15 protein-coding genes and 1 pseudogene are annotated in these 17,801 nt (G+C 43.8%); 15 read left to right on the forward strand and 1 reads right to left on the reverse strand.

What is annotated here, in order from left to right; genetic code table 11:
• The first annotated feature begins 66 nt into the window (after positions 1-66).
• From Len3610_RS03195 to Len3610_RS03230, 8 genes are all read left to right on the forward strand, one after another.
• Positions 67-2,355: an immunoglobulin-like domain-containing protein gene (locus tag Len3610_RS03195; protein WP_176446686.1), complete on the forward strand. Its 2,289-nt coding sequence runs from the start codon at positions 67-69 to the stop codon at positions 2,353-2,355.
• Between the two features lie 12 nt (positions 2,356-2,367).
• Entirely contained in the window at positions 2,368-3,009 is a 642-nt protein-coding gene (locus Len3610_RS03200; protein ID WP_176446687.1) for a class D sortase, read from the forward strand.
• Positions 3,010-3,121: 112 nt separating this feature from the next.
• The gene (locus Len3610_RS03205) at positions 3,122-5,002 is read left to right on the forward strand and encodes a GDSL-type esterase/lipase family protein (RefSeq protein ID WP_255259880.1); all 1,881 of its coding nucleotides are present in this window, start codon (positions 3,122-3,124) and stop codon (positions 5,000-5,002) included.
• A gap of 323 nt (positions 5,003-5,325) precedes the next feature.
• Entirely contained in the window at positions 5,326-6,120 is a 795-nt protein-coding gene (locus tag Len3610_RS03210) for a DUF6230 family protein (protein WP_255259767.1), read from the forward strand.
• A 35-nt stretch (positions 6,121-6,155) separates the two neighbouring features.
• Positions 6,156-6,758 (forward strand): DUF6230 family protein, encoded by a 603-nt coding sequence (locus Len3610_RS03215; RefSeq protein WP_176446690.1) that lies wholly within the window; start codon positions 6,156-6,158, stop codon positions 6,756-6,758.
• Between the two features lie 19 nt (positions 6,759-6,777).
• Positions 6,778-7,290 (forward strand): DUF6114 domain-containing protein, encoded by a 513-nt coding sequence (locus tag Len3610_RS03220; RefSeq protein ID WP_255259768.1) that lies wholly within the window; start codon positions 6,778-6,780, stop codon positions 7,288-7,290.
• 44 nt (positions 7,291-7,334) lie between these two features.
• Positions 7,335-9,356 carry a hypothetical protein gene (locus tag Len3610_RS03225; protein ID WP_176446691.1) on the forward strand — a complete coding sequence of 674 codons (2,022 nt, stop codon included), beginning with the start codon at positions 7,335-7,337 and terminating at the stop codon, positions 9,354-9,356.
• Positions 9,357-9,636: 280 nt separating this feature from the next.
• Positions 9,637-10,317, forward strand: a complete 681-nt coding sequence (locus tag Len3610_RS03230) for a uracil-DNA glycosylase (protein ID WP_176446692.1) — start codon at positions 9,637-9,639, stop codon at positions 10,315-10,317.
• A 20-nt stretch (positions 10,318-10,337) separates the two neighbouring features.
• Here the strand turns inward: Len3610_RS03230 and Len3610_RS03235 are convergent, their stop codons facing one another.
• Entirely contained in the window at positions 10,338-11,135 is a 798-nt protein-coding gene (locus Len3610_RS03235) for an N-acetylmuramoyl-L-alanine amidase (RefSeq protein ID WP_176446693.1), read from the reverse strand.
• A 388-nt stretch (positions 11,136-11,523) separates the two neighbouring features.
• Between Len3610_RS03235 and Len3610_RS03240 the strand changes: the two genes are divergently transcribed.
• The 7 genes and pseudogenes from Len3610_RS03240 (at position 11,524) to Len3610_RS03270 (ending at position 17,765) form a co-directional block, all read left to right on the forward strand.
• Complete coding sequence (locus tag Len3610_RS03240; protein WP_176449533.1) at positions 11,524-11,742, forward strand: nitrilase-related carbon-nitrogen hydrolase; 219 nt, start codon at positions 11,524-11,526, stop codon at positions 11,740-11,742.
• 89 nt (positions 11,743-11,831) lie between these two features.
• Positions 11,832-12,548 (forward strand): (Fe-S)-binding protein, encoded by a 717-nt coding sequence (locus Len3610_RS03245; protein ID WP_176446694.1) that lies wholly within the window; start codon positions 11,832-11,834, stop codon positions 12,546-12,548.
• Positions 12,549-12,595: 47 nt separating this feature from the next.
• Positions 12,596-14,024: pseudogene (locus Len3610_RS03250) on the forward strand (LutB/LldF family L-lactate oxidation iron-sulfur protein).
• Positions 14,021-14,731: a LutC/YkgG family protein gene (locus tag Len3610_RS03255; RefSeq protein WP_176446695.1), complete on the forward strand. Its 711-nt coding sequence runs from the start codon at positions 14,021-14,023 to the stop codon at positions 14,729-14,731. Before Len3610_RS03250 ends, Len3610_RS03255 begins: the two are co-directional and overlap by 4 nt.
• A 177-nt stretch (positions 14,732-14,908) precedes the next feature.
• On the forward strand, positions 14,909-16,039 hold the full coding sequence (locus tag Len3610_RS03260) for an NAD(P)/FAD-dependent oxidoreductase (protein ID WP_176446696.1): 1,131 nt from the start codon (positions 14,909-14,911) through the stop codon (positions 16,037-16,039).
• 115 nt (positions 16,040-16,154) lie between these two features.
• Positions 16,155-17,390 carry an Rpn family recombination-promoting nuclease/putative transposase gene (locus tag Len3610_RS03265; protein ID WP_255259769.1) on the forward strand — a complete coding sequence of 412 codons (1,236 nt, stop codon included), beginning with the start codon at positions 16,155-16,157 and terminating at the stop codon, positions 17,388-17,390.
• Between the two features lie 96 nt (positions 17,391-17,486).
• Positions 17,487-17,765, forward strand: coding sequence for a YciI family protein (locus tag Len3610_RS03270; RefSeq protein ID WP_176446697.1), 279 nt, complete (start codon positions 17,487-17,489; stop codon positions 17,763-17,765).
• Positions 17,766-17,801: the final 36 nt, after the last annotated feature.

The following is a 17,801-nucleotide window of genomic DNA, read 5'->3' on the forward strand; positions in this document are numbered from 1 at the left end:
TCCTATAATTCTATGAATTGGGACAAGCGTGAAAAAAATGTAAACTGAATCCAGGTTGGTTGATGTATGGGATTTGTGTATGTTCCAGAATGTACACGCCTTCAAGTGAAGGATGAACCTAACCATTGTCGGGTGGTTCCATCTTTTATTGAAGAACCATTACCATTCGGTCCAATCGAAATAGGTGAAGAGCAACAAGAAGTTGAATTTAGAGTTCCGGGTGAAGGCGGAATTAATGTTGATTTAACTGCTGGTGAATCTGGTGATGCTGTGGTTACAGCAGGAACAATCGTAACTGGTATCTCTGCTTCAGGGACGACTGTAGATGTTACGTGCACTCCTGTTGAAGGACAAGATCTTGTGTTAAATGCAATTCCAATCGAAGAATCTGAAGACACAGAAGCACCGGTAATCACATTAAACGGTGACAACCCAGTGGAATTGGAAGTTGGGGAAGCATACGAAGAACCAGGTGCAACGGCTGAGGATAATGTCGATGGCGATTTAACGGATGCTATTGATATTACCGGTGAAGTGGATACTTCAACTCCTGGCGAATACACTGTAACATATAGCGTATCAGATGAAGCTGGGAATGAAACAACGGCTGAGCGTATAGTAACAGTCGTGGAACCTGAGGAAGAGGATACAGAAGCACCGGAGATCACATTAAACGGCGACAACCCAATGAAACTTGAAGTTGGGGAAGCATATGAAGAGCCAGGAGCAACTGTAACAGATAATGTAGATGAGGATTTAGAAGCTGACATCGATAGTGATGAAGTAGACACATCTACACCTGGCACATATGATGTTACTTATAATGCAACTGATTCAGCTGGTAATAATGCAGAAGAAGTAACACGTACAGTTAATGTTGTGGAACCCGATGATCCTGCTGAGGAAGCGCTTCAATCAGTAAATGACGCAGACAGTGTCGATGCTCTGTGGAATGCCTTGGAAAACGAAACTCTCGGCTTAAACCTTACAGCTGTCGATGATTATACCACTTATCAGAAAACAAAAGCAGGTGAATGGATATTAGAGAATCGCCCAGAAGAAGGGTATGCAGCAGGGTATGCAGAAAACGGTGATGATGATTATGATGTTAGTGTTCAAAAAGCCGTAAATAATGCGAATGGCAAGTTTCTGCCTCCATTTGGAGATTGGCTCGATGAGTATAGAGCATTTAATGCTGTAAATAATGCAGACAGCGCTGAGGCAATGCAAACTGCCTTGGAAAACGAAGATCTTGGACTGAACCTAGATGACTATAATGCACTGTCCGAAGACGACAAAGCAGAAGTAGCTGCACTTGCTTTAGAGAACCGCCCTGAAGATGATGAAGGGTATCCTCTTCCAAGTGATATTCAGGACGCCTTAGATAATGCGGTGAATGAGATTAGTGAAGACCCAGAGGAACCTGGAATTCCAAGCGGTACTTGGTTTACGGGCGAGGGAGCACCTCAGTCAGATCAAGGTAATGAAGGAGATCTCTATCTGGATGAGATAACAGGTGACTTCTATAAGAAAACATCCGATGATTGGGAGCTTAGAGGCAATCTGACAGGCGAAGAGGGCCAAGACGGCGTAACTTGGCTGACCGGTGAAGGCGAGCCTGCTGTTGATTCAGGCAGTGAAGGTGATCTGTATCTGGATGAGAATACCGGTGACTTTTATGTCAAATCATCTGATGGCTGGGAGCATCGGGGCAATCTTCAAGGTGAAGATGGCCAAGATAGTGAAGACGGTGAGGACGGCCAGGACGGTGAAGATGGTCAAGATGGATCTGCATGGTTGACCGGTGAAGGCGAGCCTGCTTCTGATGCAGGCAGTGAAGGTGATCTGTATTTGAATGAGAATACTGGTGACTTTTATGTCAAATCGTCTGATGGCTGGGAGCATCAAGGCACTCTGCAAGGTGAAGACGGCAAAGACGGCGAGGACGGTCAAGATGGCCAAGACGGATCTACATGGCTGACCGGTGAAGGCGAACCAGCTTCTGAACAGGGCGTAAACGGTGACCTTTATCTTGATACTGCCAGTGGTGACGTCTACATTAAACAAGAATCAGGCGAATGGGAACTTGTAGCCAGTTTGCAAGGTCCAGAAGGCGAACAAGGACCACAAGGTGAATCAGGTGAAGATTGCGACTGTGAAGAAGGTAATGACGCCAAGAGTGACGATTCAGATGAACAGTCCGATGAGTCGGCCACCGGTACAAATGGAGATAATGGAGATGGTGGTGCATTGCCTGATACGGCTACCAACAATTCACTGCTTATGCTGATTGGTTCCTTGATGGCAATCGCTGGCGGCGCCCTTGTCTTCATTCGCAAAAAAATAATGGCATAAGGTGATATCTATATGAAAAAGCTGGGGATCGTCTTGATGGTGACGGGTGCTATAATGGTTGGTTGGTTTGGCTATCAACATTGGAGTGGTATGCAGTCAGTGTCAGAACTCGATGGGAATGTCGTGAAGACGCCGGTATCCAATGACGAAAATAACTCGCATGAAGAAGACAAATCGTCTGAAGCGGATCAGACATGGAATACGCAATATATCGCACAAGCCAGCTACCATGATGGTGATGAAATCGCAAAGCTTGTCATGCCGTCCATTGACCTGTCGTTTGATGTTTTCTGGGGAACCGGAGATGAGGCACTTGCCAAAGGAGTGGGTATGTATGACAGCCAGTTGACGACAACACCTGATATGGGAGGACATACGGTGTTATCCGGGCATCGGGACAGTGTATTCCAGCCTGTTGGTGATTTGGAAGATGGTGATTCCCTTTATGTCCGATACGGTGATCAGGACTACGAGTACAGGGTCAATAAAACATGGATTACCGAAGCAGAAGATCGGAGTGTCATCGTTGAAAAAGACGATCCGACATTAACATTGTCGACATGCTACCCGTTCCAATTCATCGGCAGTGCACCTGACCGGTACATTGTGGAGGCAGAATTTATCCAGAAAGGCGATCTCCTGGATTTGGATTGAATTTAACAACTTAGATGGAGACACATGGCCATAATTCAGGCACTTGTGTCTCCTTTTACTTATAGTCTCATCATTATAAAAAAGCATATCTGGAGGTGTTTTTTTGAAATTAATGAAGAATGTATTTCTTTATTCTTTACTGCTGCTTTTATTCATTTTTACCTTTTCACCAATTCAGTCATTTGCGGCCGGCAGCGATGAACATTCATATACATATGTGGCGCTTGGAGATTCCCTGACAGCAGGTTTTTTAAATGACTCCGTACCACCGGATTACAATATTGGTAAAGGGTACCCGGATTTTATCGAGCAAGAAATTGAAGCGGGATCGGCATATCAGATCGAATTAATCAATGGCGGAATAGGTGGTTTTACGACCGAGGATGTATTAAGTCAGATGCTGAGCAATGATCAAAATATTATGGAGCACTTGGCTAATGCGGATATGGTCACGATCGGCATCGGTGCGAATGACTTATTGGGCGCGATGGATCTTGAAGATTTGAATCCGGGCGTTATTGATGATGTAAGTGCAGTACTGGAGCAGGTGGAAGCCAATCTAAATATTATCCTTGAAAAAATAGGGGACATCAACCCTGATGCACCGGTTTATGTGATGGGGTATTACAATGCTCTGCATTATATGGATGATGATATGCAAGGAATCATCGAGATTGTACTGGATGATATGTTGAATGTGAGCATTGAAAACACAGCAAATGCGAATGATGCATTTTATGTCCCAACTATCGACTTTTTTGACGGGAAGTATGAAGACTATTTACCAAACCCGGACATACATCCAAACGAACAAGGTTATCAAGCAATTGCAGACGCCTTCATGGAACATATCCCAATACCGATTGATAACGTAATCGAGGCGGAAGACGTTGAAACGATGCAATCAGCCCTGGAAAATGAAAATCTTGGACTTGATTTGAACCTGTTCCATGAACTGAATGAAGATAATCAAATGGCAGTAGCCGAAGCCGTATTGGATCAAAGACCGGAAGATGGTTATGAATCTACTGCGGCAGTTCAAACTGTTCTGGATGAAACTGTAAACGATCTAATAGATTCTGAACCGACGCCAATGGATCAAGTCAATGAAGCAAGTCAAGCTGAGGATATGCAGGACGCACTTGAAAATGACGATCTCGGGTTGGACCTCAATCGATACAACAAGCTTTCCGATGACCATAAATCAAGCGTAGCCAAAACCGTGTTGGACAATCGTCCTAGCGCTGGTTATGCCGAGGTCGACGATGTGCAGGATGTGTTCGAGGATGCTGTACAAAAAGCAGCACCCGATCCCGAAGAACCTGGGGATGATGGTCATGTAAAAGTTACACCGGGTGAAGAAACAGCTGTACAGGGAGGTGAAGCGGTCATTGTTGATGGAACGAACACGTCCCTGTCACTTCCTTCCAATCTGCGGGAAGACACCATGCTGACCGTTACAAATGCAAATGATGAAGATTATGTATCAGAAAACGAGGGCCTGGAACCTGCGGGAAGTGTATTTCATTTTGACTTCGATCATTTGTCTGACAATGGACAAACGTTTGAACTCACTTTGGACTATAATTTAGAAAAATATACAGCTGACGAGGTGGCTATTTATTATTACAACGAAGCGTCAGGTAAGTGGGAAAAACAAAACGGCATTGTGGACGAGAAAGCTGGAACCATCACGATCGAAACAGCACATTTTTCAACTTATGGTGTGTTTGCCGTGACGGATAAGGACAAAGAAGATGACGTTCCGGTTGCTGGCGAAAATGAAGAAAAAGGTTTTTCCGGTTCTGATGATGACTCAAAAGGCGTTGTAAAGAATCATGAAAAGTTGTCTGACGCAACAACAGAAAGTGGAGGGGAGTTACCGGACACAGCCACAAACAATCCGCTGTTCATCCTGATTGGAGCTATAATGACTATTTTTGGGGGTGCAATCATCATTATCCGAAAAAAATCGGCAGCCGAAAGACTATGATTCAAAATAACTAGAACGTGTGTAAAGGTATTTATTATGACACATAGGGACAGGGCCATTATTCAGGGAGAATGCCCGGTCCTGTTCACTTAGTTTAATGGAAACTGTTAACGACGAGGTTTTGAGGGAGGCAAAAACTATACGAATTTATTCGGTTCCCGACAATGATAAATCTCACGCCTGGTTACAAAAACTGGATATAAAATACCTATAATTGTCGGGTATGAATTTGATATGGTGTTATTTATAATAGACTCATATTTATGGAATTTTCATATAATTGATCTTGCTTTTCCACGCTCATGCAAAGGGGGGAAACACGGTTGGATAAAACGGAAATAACCATTGGAACAACGGTCAAAAAAAAGTTCTTAATCACAGTAATGAGCAGTTTTACGCTTTTTGGCATTTTGCTTGCAACGATGGGGTTTACCGGAACAGCTTTTGCTGTGCCGTTAGGGGGGATGGGCGACTTCTACGTCGAGTTCGACAGTTTGGAAGGTGAAGGATTTGAACTAAACCCGCATATCGGCGAAACAGGTAATGCCGATGAAGCACCACTCGTCCGCAATCAGATGGATCAGGCAACCATTGAAAATCTGCATATTTATAAAGATTTAAGAATGCCAACGGGAGGCTGGGTCCGTGTTAATATTACAGCGAGTGAACCGACAGAAATAGATGGGCTGATCCAGGACGCCCGTTTCATTGATGCCAATCTGAAGTTTGATGATATGGCTATTTTGCAAACGAATACATCCGGGATGACGCCGGAAGAAGTCTTTCAGAATAATTGGAGTCATGATGCCGAGACAGTAACAATCACGGACGCCAAAATTGTAACCGATTATTTATTTCAAAATATGGTTGCATTAAATGGGGCCGAGATTTCGCTTGAACACATCAGTGAACCGGAATATATAGAAGGTGTAAGCGCTGACAATCAATCGGATGATAGTATAGCAGCCGGTTCATCGGACAACGACAGCAACGGGAGCGGACTTCTTCCGGAAACAGCGAGTCATTTATTTTTGCCAATCGTTATCGGCACAGCTCTTATGATGATTGGTGGTGTGATTCTTTTAGTCAGGAAAAGAAGGAGACCTATAGAAGAATAAAGGAAAGTCCAATAAATTAATTCGAGGTGAGAGACTTGAAAAACGAAAATCATGTCGTCGTTGGACGTACGGGTAGGAAGAAAATTTTAGTTGCTTTATTATCCGGATTTTTGGCACTTGGAGGGCTGGTATCAGCTTTTGGCTTTACCGGTACTGCATATGCACTGCCATTGGGCGGAATCGGTGATTTTTATGTCGAGTTTGACGAACTGAATGGTGAAGGATTTCAACTGATGCCGCAGATGGGTGAGACCGGGGAATCGGATGCCGAGCCAATGGTACGTAACGTCATAGACGAAGTGGAAATCGACAACCTGCATATTTTCAAAGATTTACAGATTCCGGGAACAGAGCAATGGGTACGATTCCACATCGAAGCAGATGGCAAAACGAATATTAGCGGACTTATCCAGGATGCCAGGTTTATTGATGCTAACTTGAGCTTTGACAACTTGGCCATCGAGCAACAAAATACGGATGACTTCAGCGAAAATTGGTCACAAAATGCGGACACGATCACCATTACAGATGCGACATTGGTAACGGATTATTTGTTCCAGGAAGTTGTCAGTCTTGAAGAAGCTAAAATCTCAACTGAAATGATCGATGAGCCATTGATAACGGATGACGGGAACTAATCCTTGAGGAGGGAGCCTTTTGGATAAAAAAGAAGCGAGGGCTTTAAGAAGACAGCAGAAAAAGGATGAAAAATGGCAGCGCAAATACACAAAAGTTGCCGAGGGCAATAAATTTAAAAAATGGCGGAATAAACGGCCGTTTTGGGGGGCAACATTGACCCTCCTGGCAAGCCTGTTGATTTTATATATTCCTTTGCACTTATATGCCATTGCGTTTATCCCTGGAAGTTTTGTGTTTATCGGTTTTATATTTGGGGGATTAACTCTGATTATTGGCATTTTGGGCTATATTTACCCACAGTTCTCGACTGTATTTGGTGTCATAACGATATTTTTATCCGTCCTTTCGGTGATGGGAGCGCTGGGCGGCTTTATTGTCGGAACAATCATGGGTATTATTGGCGGTTCACTCCTCATTGGCTGGGAAAAAGAAGAGGTTACGCTTGATCATGATAAACGCAGCAAGAAAAAGCCAAATAAACATCAAAAACAAGTGGTGGAAGAGGAAACAGCCAGTACAGCCCAAAGTTAATTTCCCGGTACAGGTTTTGCAAGTTTGATACGAGGAGAATTCATATGAAAAATAAGCGACAATGGAATAAGGTGATTTACCTTTGCCTAGTTTTCATCCTGACAGCCGGTCTTATCCTGTCTCCAGCAGGAAAAACAAGTGTTTATGCTGAGGAACCAGCGGAAGAGGAAGACAATGTGGAAGAGCCGCAAAACGCTGAGGAATCGCGTGAAGACTCTGAGAAACCTGATGGAGAGACTGATGCGTCAGAGGAAGAATCCGGGGAATCGGATGAACCGGAAGAAGGAGGAAATAACGGCGGTTTCATCATTGAATCCGATAAAGTGGAAGGACAAATGGATCTTGCGGGTGCACTTGTTGGTCAAATCAGTATAACAGAAGGAACGATTGAGGGGTTAACGATCACGAAACGTCTTGAAACAGGTGATGAACGCGATCCGCTCGTCATTCAAATCACATCACCGGGTCCGGTTGAAGTGACAAATCTGGAAACAGAAACACTGGATGGGGGTCCTCCGCATTTTGATGGACTATGTGGTTTGGCCCCGCCTTGCATGACAGGTGTCGAAATGGAAGTTGACCACCAGGTTGTTGAGGATATTTCTTTGCCGGAAGCACAAATCGAAACATGCTTTGAAGCGGAATGTGACAATTTGACTGATCAGGCACCGTCCACAGATGGAGATGAAGTCCAGACCATGATGGAAAAAATGGAAGAACAAGAGATGGCCCTGGAAGAGATTTTAGAAGGATTGGAAGACGACCGGGAGAAGCTGGATGAGATCGAGAATCTGTTGCAGCAGGCCGGTGATACTTATGATCAGATTCAAGATGAAGAGCATGTTGAAGAACTGGCGAATGTAATTGAGGAGATTGCGGAACTTTTGGGTGATCCGGAAGAAGACCAGGAAAACGACGAAAGTGATAATGAGGAAGAGGGCGAAAATAACCGAAATGCTGATGAAGGCACATCTGCGGATGAACCACAATCTGAAGGTGAAAACGCAGACGACAATCAATCTGAAAATGAGGCTGACGAAGAATCCGCTGCCAATCAGGAAAAATCCGCCGAAGCAAACAATGACGAAAACCCATTGGTCAACTTAACGGCAAAAGCCGAAGAAAAACATCAAGCTTTAGATGATATTAGTTCTAAATTCTTCACGACGCTGAATGACGCATTGACAGCTATGAATGAATTAGAGGAGAGCATTAACGAAAAAGAAGAGACATTAGCAGCAATAGAAGAAGAAAAAGCTGAAATGGAAAACAATGAAACAGCAGAACAAGCAGAAAAGTTTGCTGCATTGCAAGATAGAGATGAAAATAATGGAGAAGGCGATGAGGAAACGGCCGAATCGTCTAATGAAAATGCTTCTGAATCCGATGGAAACGAAGAAAACAATGATTCCAATCAAGAATCTGTGACTGATCAATCTGAACAAATCGAAACGACAAAAGAGAACCTGGAAGGATTGAATAATGACCTTGAGGCCGCTCGTGAGACAGCAGATGCATTAGAAGAGAAAGAAAGTGCATTGCGAGAGAGAAAAGAAACGATTATCAGTTCACTTGGCGACCTGAAGAAAGTTATACAAAAATCACAGGCAGACTTGGCTGAAGATCATTATGACATCATAATGGAAAATCTCACCTTTGTTCCGGTGGAGGAGACCGATGATGATACAGGCAATGAATCCTCCAATACCAACGATGAAGATACATCCCAGGAGGAATCGGAAGAAGAATCTGAGAAGCAAGAGGATAATGGCTCCGCCGAAAGTGACAATGGCGATAATAATGAAAATGCAACTGAAGAAAGTGATGAAGATACGTCTCAAGAGGAATCGGAAGTAGAATCTGAGGAGCAACAGGATAATGCCGTTAATGATGATAAAACAACTGAAGAAAAAAATGAAGCCAGCAAAGACAAGGAACTAAGTGAAGCTGAAGGTGATGGGGAGCAATCAGAAAACGATGACCCCCAAAACGAAAGGGATGAACAAGATCAGCGGCCGTCGCTGATAAAAGGTGTATTAGAATCAGTACGGAATATCCTGCAATAAGCTGAGGGCTTGGGCATACGGCTCAAGCCCTTATTTATAAGGTCAGAAAGTATAACATTTTAGGTGAAGACCTCATTCTTGAAATCGGCTGGTTCGCCGATTTCTTCCAATCTGATTTCCGGCCTCTGACCTCTGAAAAGACGAGGCGGCAGCCGAGTTTTTCTTAGGCTCATTGAAAAAATCGTGTCTACATCCATTTTAACCAAAGTAATTTTCAGTTCTGCAGGTGACGTGATATGATAATTTATAAATGATTCTACTGGATTTGGGAGCTGAAATTGTGGCGATATTAACGAATGATTGGGCACCGATAATGGAAAGTGAATTTAAAAAAGATTATTATCTGAAGCTGCGTTCATTTTTAAAACAGGAGTATGGCAGCCAAACGGTTTATCCGGATATGCATGATATTTTCAACGCACTGCATTATACAGACTATGAAAATACGAAAGTAGTGATTCTTGGACAGGACCCATACCATGGTCCGAATCAGGCGCATGGTTTAAGTTTTTCGGTTCAGCCGCACGTCTCGATACCACCATCTTTAAAAAATATTTATAAAGAACTCAATGATGATCTCGGGATTGACATTCCAAATCACGGCTGTCTGACCGATTGGGCCAAGCAAGGCGTTCTTCTGTTAAATACGGTTTTGACCGTAAGTGCAGGTCAGCCGACGTCCCACAGAGGAAAAGGGTGGGAGTATTTTACCAACGAAGTCATCCGTCAAGTGAATGCCAAACAGGACCCGGTTGTTTTCATCCTTTGGGGACGGCATGCCCAGGCAAAAGAGGCATTCATTAAGGAACGTCAGCATCTGATTATTAAATCGCCTCACCCGAGCCCATTTTCCGCACATAAAGGATTTTTTGGCAGCCAGCCCTTTTCACGTGCCAATCAATTTTTAAAAGAAGCAGGTCGTACACCGGTTGACTGGCATGTGCTGGGACGCGGGGTCTGACCCTGTGTCCCAGCCTGGATTCAGCTGTCTTCACGTGTAATATAAGCATCACTGACACCGGCGTCCTTCACTTCCTGCAAATGTGCTGCCGCATTCTGCCAATCGGAAAAGGCCCCGGCTTGAACGCGATACCACTCTTCTCCGGAAATGTTGACCATCATAATATAGGCGTCAATGCCATTTGATTGCAGGTGATCTTCCCGGTTTTCCGCATTTTCTTTTGACTGGAACGAACCTGCTATGACCTTATACAGTGTTCCGGAGTTGTCTTTTTCCTCTAGATTGAAAGCTTTTGCCAATCCATTCACGTGCCCCCGTGCTACCGTTTGCCGCCATGATGGATCTCCCATTAAATCAGCATCATTTGCGTTATCGATAAAGCCATTTTCTGTTAAGAGCGCTGACATCGTTGTTTCCCTTAATACGTGAAAGTTTGCTTTTTTCTGTCCGCGGTTTCTGAGCTGATTGACATTAACAATTTCCGCATGCATCGTATCCTGATAACCCGCTGTTGTCGATGAATCGGATAAACTGCTGTGGATATAATCTTCATACCCTTGTGCAGAACCATTAAACGCATTGCAATGAATGGACAAATAATAGTCCGCTCCCCAGGAATTTGCTTCATTTGTCCGCTGAGTCAGACTTTTGGTACTGTCATCTGTACGGCTCATTCGCACATCAGCATTACTGTATTCATTGGTTAAAATGTCTCGTATTCTAAGCGCAATATCCAGATTTATATCCTTTTCATTTAAGCCATTTCCCTGTGCACCGGAATCTGAACCGCCATGTCCCGGATCTAAATAAAGTTTCATCAAAAAACTCCTTTCATTTTTATTTCTTGCAATATATCGTATTGATTGATTGCGAATCACAATTGGACAAATTAGTCAGATTGAGACAAATTGAGAAACGTGACAGAGGGTAAACGTTGGAATAACAGCTTTCCACGGGGGATGTGGCTGGGCAATGTGTCAAATTATATTGCCAACGCCCCCCTTTCTCTTGTCCGGATTCGATTGTATTAGTGCCCCCCCTTCCTATAACTACAATCGAAAGTTTTTCAGAAAAGGGGGCGTGGTTGAGGTATTTTTTTAAAAGGTGTCTGATATTTGCAAATTATTGAGAAACAATTAAAATGGTATTATGAATGCTCTTGTATAAACTTGAAAGGGCGCTATCAGGAGGGCGAAACAATTGGAAATGATCAAACAGTATACTGCCGCTGTTATCCAAGCAGGTTCGGAAATGATGGATAAAGATAAGGGCGTTGATAAGGCCATTCGTTTAATAAAAGAAGCAGGGGAAAACGAGGCAAAAGTCATTGTCTTTCCGGAAGCGCAATTTGACTTCGATCCTGTGGGGCATTACGCCAGGAAGGATATATTTAAGTTGGAAGTTGATGAAACAAAACGCGAGTGACTTTCGAGAAGAATCAGGTGTTTTTAATTATTGATGGAAATAGCTGGAGAGTTTCAAATACTATTTTGAAATTACGAGGAGGGATCAATTTGAAAGTTTCCCTATTCATAACCTGCTTATGCGACATGTTTTCCACGGATGTCGGCAAGGATACGGTGGAAATTTTGGAACGGGTCGGGTGTGAAGTTGATTTTCCGGAAGCACAGACATGCTGTGGCCAACCGGCATATAACAGCGGTTATTTAACGGATGCCAAGGAATCTATGAAACAAATGATGAAGGCGTTTCAGTTTTCCGATTATGTTGTTGGGCCTTCGGGTTCGTGTGTTGGCATGCTGAAGGAATACCCGGAAATATTTAAAAATGATCTGGTCTGGAAAGAGGAAGCGGAAAAACTTGCAGCGAAATCATTTGAGCTCACGCAATTTCTGGTTGACGTTTTGGGGGTTGTTGATGTTGGTTCAACCTTTAAAGGCAAAATAACCTATCATCCTTCGTGCCATATGATGCGGATCTTGGGCGTTAAAGAAGCACCTATGACACTATTGAGGCATGTGGAAGGCGCTGAACTGGTTGAACTTCCGATAAAAGAGGATTGCTGTGGTTTTGGCGGGACATTTGCTGTTAAAAATTCCGTGATTTCAGGGGAGATGGTGAAAGAAAAATCGGCACATGTCGCTGAAACGGGCGCTGAATATTTGGTTAGCGGCGACATGGGCTGTCTGCTTAATATAGGCGGACGAATGAAGCGCGAAGGTAAAAACGTTAAGGTGGCACATATAACCGGGATTTTGAATCAGCATTAAGGGCGATTTCCGAATAGCATTAACAAGCGAAATGGAGGGGAGAACAGGTGAGTATTAGACTTGGTGACATGCAATATGAAGAACGCGTTCAGGAAGGCGTGGAGAACGATTTTATGCGTCAAGCGGTTGCTTCTGCCCAGGGGCGGTTCAGAAGCGGCAAAGAAAAGCAGGCTGATAAGCTTGGTAATTGGGAAGACTGGCGTACGCTCGGGGAAGAAATCCGCACACATACGATCGAAAATATTGATTATTACTTGCAGCTGTTGAGTGATAACGTATCGAAACGCGGCGGAAAAGTCTTTTTCGCACAAACAGCTGAAGAGGCGAATGACTATATTCAAAACGTTATCAAGGACAAGAATGCGAAAAAAGTTGTGAAATCAAAATCGATGGTAACCGAGGAAATTGGCATGAACGAAACACTGGAGGAAGTTGATGCCGATGTTGTTGAATCCGACCTGGGGCGAATGGATTTTGCAGTTGGATGAAGATCCGCCATCCCATATTGTCGCACCGGCTGTTCATAAAAATAAAGAACAGGTAAGGGACACATTTACCGAAAAGAAAGGGTATGATCAATCGGAAAAACCGGAAGAACTGGCAAGTTTCGCTCGGGAGCAATTAAGGGAGGAATTCCTGTCGGCTGATGTCGGGATAACCGGCTGCAACTTTGCGGTGGCAGAGTCCGGTGCCGTCACGTTTGTTACCAATGAAGGCAATGCCCGAATGGTCACGTCAATTCCGGATACACAAATTTCGGTTATGGGGATGGAGCGGGTTGTCCCGACTTATGAGGAATTGGATATCCTGGTGAGTCTTTTGACACGCGCAGCTGTCGGTCAGGATTTAACAAGTTATGTCACATCAATTACCGGAACACGTCTGGAAGGTGAAACGGATGGCCCTGAAGATTACCATCTCGTGATTGTTGATAATGGCCGTTCAAATATTTTGGGTACGGAATTTCAATCGGCCCTGCATTGTATCCGCTGCGCTGCATGTATTAATGTCTGTCCGGTTTATCGTCATGTTGGTGGGCATGCGTATGGCTCCGTTTACCCGGGTCCGATTGGTGCTGTGCTGACACCACTTTTGGACGGTTATGAAGATCACAAAGAACTCCCATATGCTTCATCATTGTGCGGGGCCTGCACTGAAGTTTGTCCTGTTAAAATCCCGCTTCATGAGCAGTTGATCCGGCATCGTGAAATTATTGTCGAGCAGGAAAGAATGTCACCAAAATCGGAACAATTGGCGATGAAAGGTTTTGCCAAATGGGGGTCGAGTCCGGCGGCGTATAAAATGAGTACAGCTGTGGCGCGTTCTGCCATGAAACCGTGGACGAAAGATGAGGCGTTAGAGAACGGGCCGGGTCCGCTCAAAGGCTGGACAGCTAACCGCGACTTTCCGGCACCGGCCAGGCAGACTTTCCGCGCATGGTTTAAGGAACGGCAAAAAGGAGGCGAATCCCAATGACAATCATGAACAGGGAAGCCTTTTTGAATAACGTGACAGCCAACTTGCATCGTCCTCGCAGAACGAAGGAAGTTGAACGCCCGGAGTGGAGCGTGAGTCCTCAATACGACGTGTTAGCCGGCTTGTCACAGGATGAACTCCTTGATGTTCTGGAAAAACAATGTGAGGTCATTCATACAGATTTTAAACGGACGGATCGGTATGGTCTTACAGCAGTTTTAAATGAGGTCATTGAGGGCTATCGAGCAAAAGCAATTGTCGCATCCAGTGATTCACGCAATGCCGAATATGATTTGGATAATTTTTATCAAAATTTACAGGACAATGGACGTGAGGTTCATTTATGGGACGAAACAAAGGGGAAAGAAAATCAAATATTTGCCGAGCGTGCGGATGTCGGTATTACGTTCAGCGATATTACCCTGGCAGAATCCGGGACCGTCACGTTATTTAACAATAAATATAACGGCCGCTCAATCAGTCTGATGCCGCGAAACTACATTGCCATTATCCCGAAAAGTACAATTGTGCCAAGAATGACACAAGTAACAAAACAGATCCACAATGCAAATGAAGCAGGTTATGAGGTTGCGTCATGTATCAGTTTCGTAACAGGTCCAAGCAACAGTGCAGATATTGAAATGAATTTGATTGTCGGTGTGCATGGCCCTGTGGAGGTGACGTATATTGTTGTGGATGATGGATGAGGTTTAGCTGAGGTAGAATAGTATTGACATAATCGGTATTATATAGAGTATACAGATGTACAGCAAATCAGTACAATTCCGTCATTTTATCCAGGAATTCGCGTCCTTGTGTCGAAATAATCATGTAGAGAAAATACTTAGCTTACGGGAAAACGTATTTTTAAAGGAGCGGGCTCAATGAAAGTCATCATTATTGGAAGTGGCATTGTGGGTGCAAGTGCCGCTTACCATTTAGCGAAAAATAATATCGAGGTCGTGATGGTCGATAAACAACACCAAGGGAATGCAACAGCAGCCGGGGCAGGGATTGTCTGTCCGTGGATTTCCAGGCAGGAGGACAACAATTGGTATGAAATTGCCAAACGCGGCGCAAAATTTTACCCCGAGTTAATAGCGCAATTAAGCAATGATGGTGTAACAGGTGCAGGTTATAAGAAAGTTGGTGCATTGCGAGTCAGCTCGGATTCGGATGTATTGGATAAACTGGCCGGTCAATTAAAAGAAAAACAGAAGGACGCACCTGAAATGGGAGACTTTGAAAAGGTCGATTCGGAAAAGGCACGTGAACTATTTCCGCCTTTAAATGACAATTTGGAGGCAATCTATCTCTCCGGAGCGGCCCGTGTTGATGGGAGGATGCTCAGGGATGCTTTAAAACGTGCTGCACAAAAGCATGGAGCAACATTAGTGAATGGTGCCGCTGAGTTGATTTCAAGGAATAACGATATTAAAGGTGTCACCGTGAATGGAGAAGACATCTATGCCGATTCAGTTATCATAGCGGCGGGTGCTTGGTCGCCAGCATTATTGACCCCCTTAGGTCTTGATTTGAAAATCGAGCCACAGCGTGGGCAAATCGCCCATATTAGCATGACGGAAGCGGATACTTCCAACTGGCCGGTTATTTTACCGCAAACGGGACACTATATGCTGGCCTTTGATGATTCCAGAGTTGTCGCCGGGGCAACACGAGAGACAGGATCAGGTTTTGATTACCGCATGACTGCAGGCGGTGTTTCTGAAGTGATGGATGAAGCGCTAACTGTAGCACCGGGTTTGAATGATGGAACGCTCCAGGAAGTGCGGATTGGCTTTAGACCAATGGGACCGGATATTTCGCCGCTGCTTGGTTTTGTGGAACCGTTCGATAACATGGTTATGGTAAACGGCCTTGGTGCTTCAGGCCTCACAATCGGACCATACGCGGGAAAGCTGGCGGCATCTATTATGATGGAAGAAGGGTTGGATTTTAATCTATCACCGTATGACCCAATGCGGGCAATCGCTGTTGAAAGCAGTTTTCATTGAGAATTATAGGAACACAATAATCAGAACATTTGTTTGTGTTATGCGGGTATGGTATACTAAATTCAGAAAAACTTCCTTGTTAAGTCCTCATATAACCCAAAGAGGATGTGTTGACGTGGCATTGACTAAACCAGTGGAGGAGACGGCTGATTTTACCAAATTTGTTAAAGTAAGAGAAGAATCGGATGGTTATAACGGACAAAAGGAAACTGAAAAGCGCGGTAAACTGCTCAAACGAATACCTCTTGAAAAGTTAATGGATTTAAAAGTTGATTACGCTTTCAAGCAACTTTTTGGCAATGAAAAGAACAAGGAGATCACAGTCGTATTTTTAAACGCGATTCTGCAGCGAACGGGGCGGAAGCGAATCACGGATATTTCCTTCGATAATACTGAAGTGGGCCGTGAATACGACAATGATAAAAAATCACGCTTGGATTTGTTGGTTCGGACGGAAGATAATGAATGGGTCAATGTCGAAATTCAATTCACAAATAAGTACGATATGGTTAAACGATCCTTATATTATTGGTCCAAAATCTACTCTGCCCGGCATGAAAAAGGCATGAGTTATACTTTATTGCGTCCGGTTATCGCGGTTAATATTATGAATTTTAATCTTTTTACTGAAACAGGGCGTTTCCACACATCTTATCATTTGTATGAAGATGAAGAACGGTTCAAATTAACCAATATGATGGAATTCCATTTCATCGAGATGCCCAAATTAATCAAGGAATGGAAAGCGGACAAACTGGACCCATGGAATAACGTGTTAGCGAGATGGCTCATGATGCTCGGTATGGTCGATTCCAGAAATGATGAAATCTATAATGATATTTATAAAGAACTGGAGGTGATTGCCATGCATGATGATCAGCTGCGAAATGCCTTTGAAAATTGGGAAGAGTTGAGCATGACGCAGGAACAACGGCTTGCATATGAATCCCGTCTCAAGCAAATTATGGACGAGGAATCATTTAAACGGGACATGGAGGATTTGGCGAAAGAAATTGAGAAAAAAGAACTGGAAGTCGAGCGAAAAGAACAAGAAATTGCGAAGAAAAATCAAGAAATAGTGAAGAAACATCAGGAAATAGCGAAAAAAAATCAGGAAGCAGTGAAGAAAAACCAGGAAGCAGCGGAGACAAACCAGGAAGCAGAAAAGCAACGCCAGGAAGCTGAGAAAATAAAACGAGAAGGCATTCAATTGAAAAAGGAAACCGAAAATAGACTGGAAGAAACAGCACGCAAACTATTGGAAAAGGGAATGGAACTGGAATTTGTTACAGAGTCGACTGGTCTGACTTGGGATAGAATTACCGAGATCAGAAAAGAAATGCGGAAATAAAGTTTTTTTATCCCGCATCAGTGAGTGGTCAGGCCTGCAGGATGTCGTTCATGCAGGCCCAACTTTAACAACCTAATGCACGTGGAGGCGATTTATTTGAACTATTATGCTGTCTTGTTATCAATGAAAGATGAAGAAAAAAGCAAGGAATTACGTCCGCAGCACTTGGCATTTCTGGAGCAAATGAGAAAAGAGAAAAAGGTGTTTATGAACGGGCCGTTTACAGATGGAGCAGGGGGTCTGGTTATTTATGCAGCGGACAACCTTGATGAGGCCGTGTCCTTTCTTAAACAGGACCCTTATGTCATAAATGGCGCCAGAGACTGGGAAATTCATGAATGGGCTATGCAAACGGATGTTGATTTTGAATTTTAGAATATTTCAATAAGCATCAATCTAACAACAATACAA

It is taken from the genome of Lentibacillus sp. CBA3610, from assembly GCF_013373365.1.
In the GTDB taxonomy this organism is placed as follows: domain Bacteria; phylum Bacillota; class Bacilli; order Bacillales; family Amphibacillaceae; genus Lentibacillus.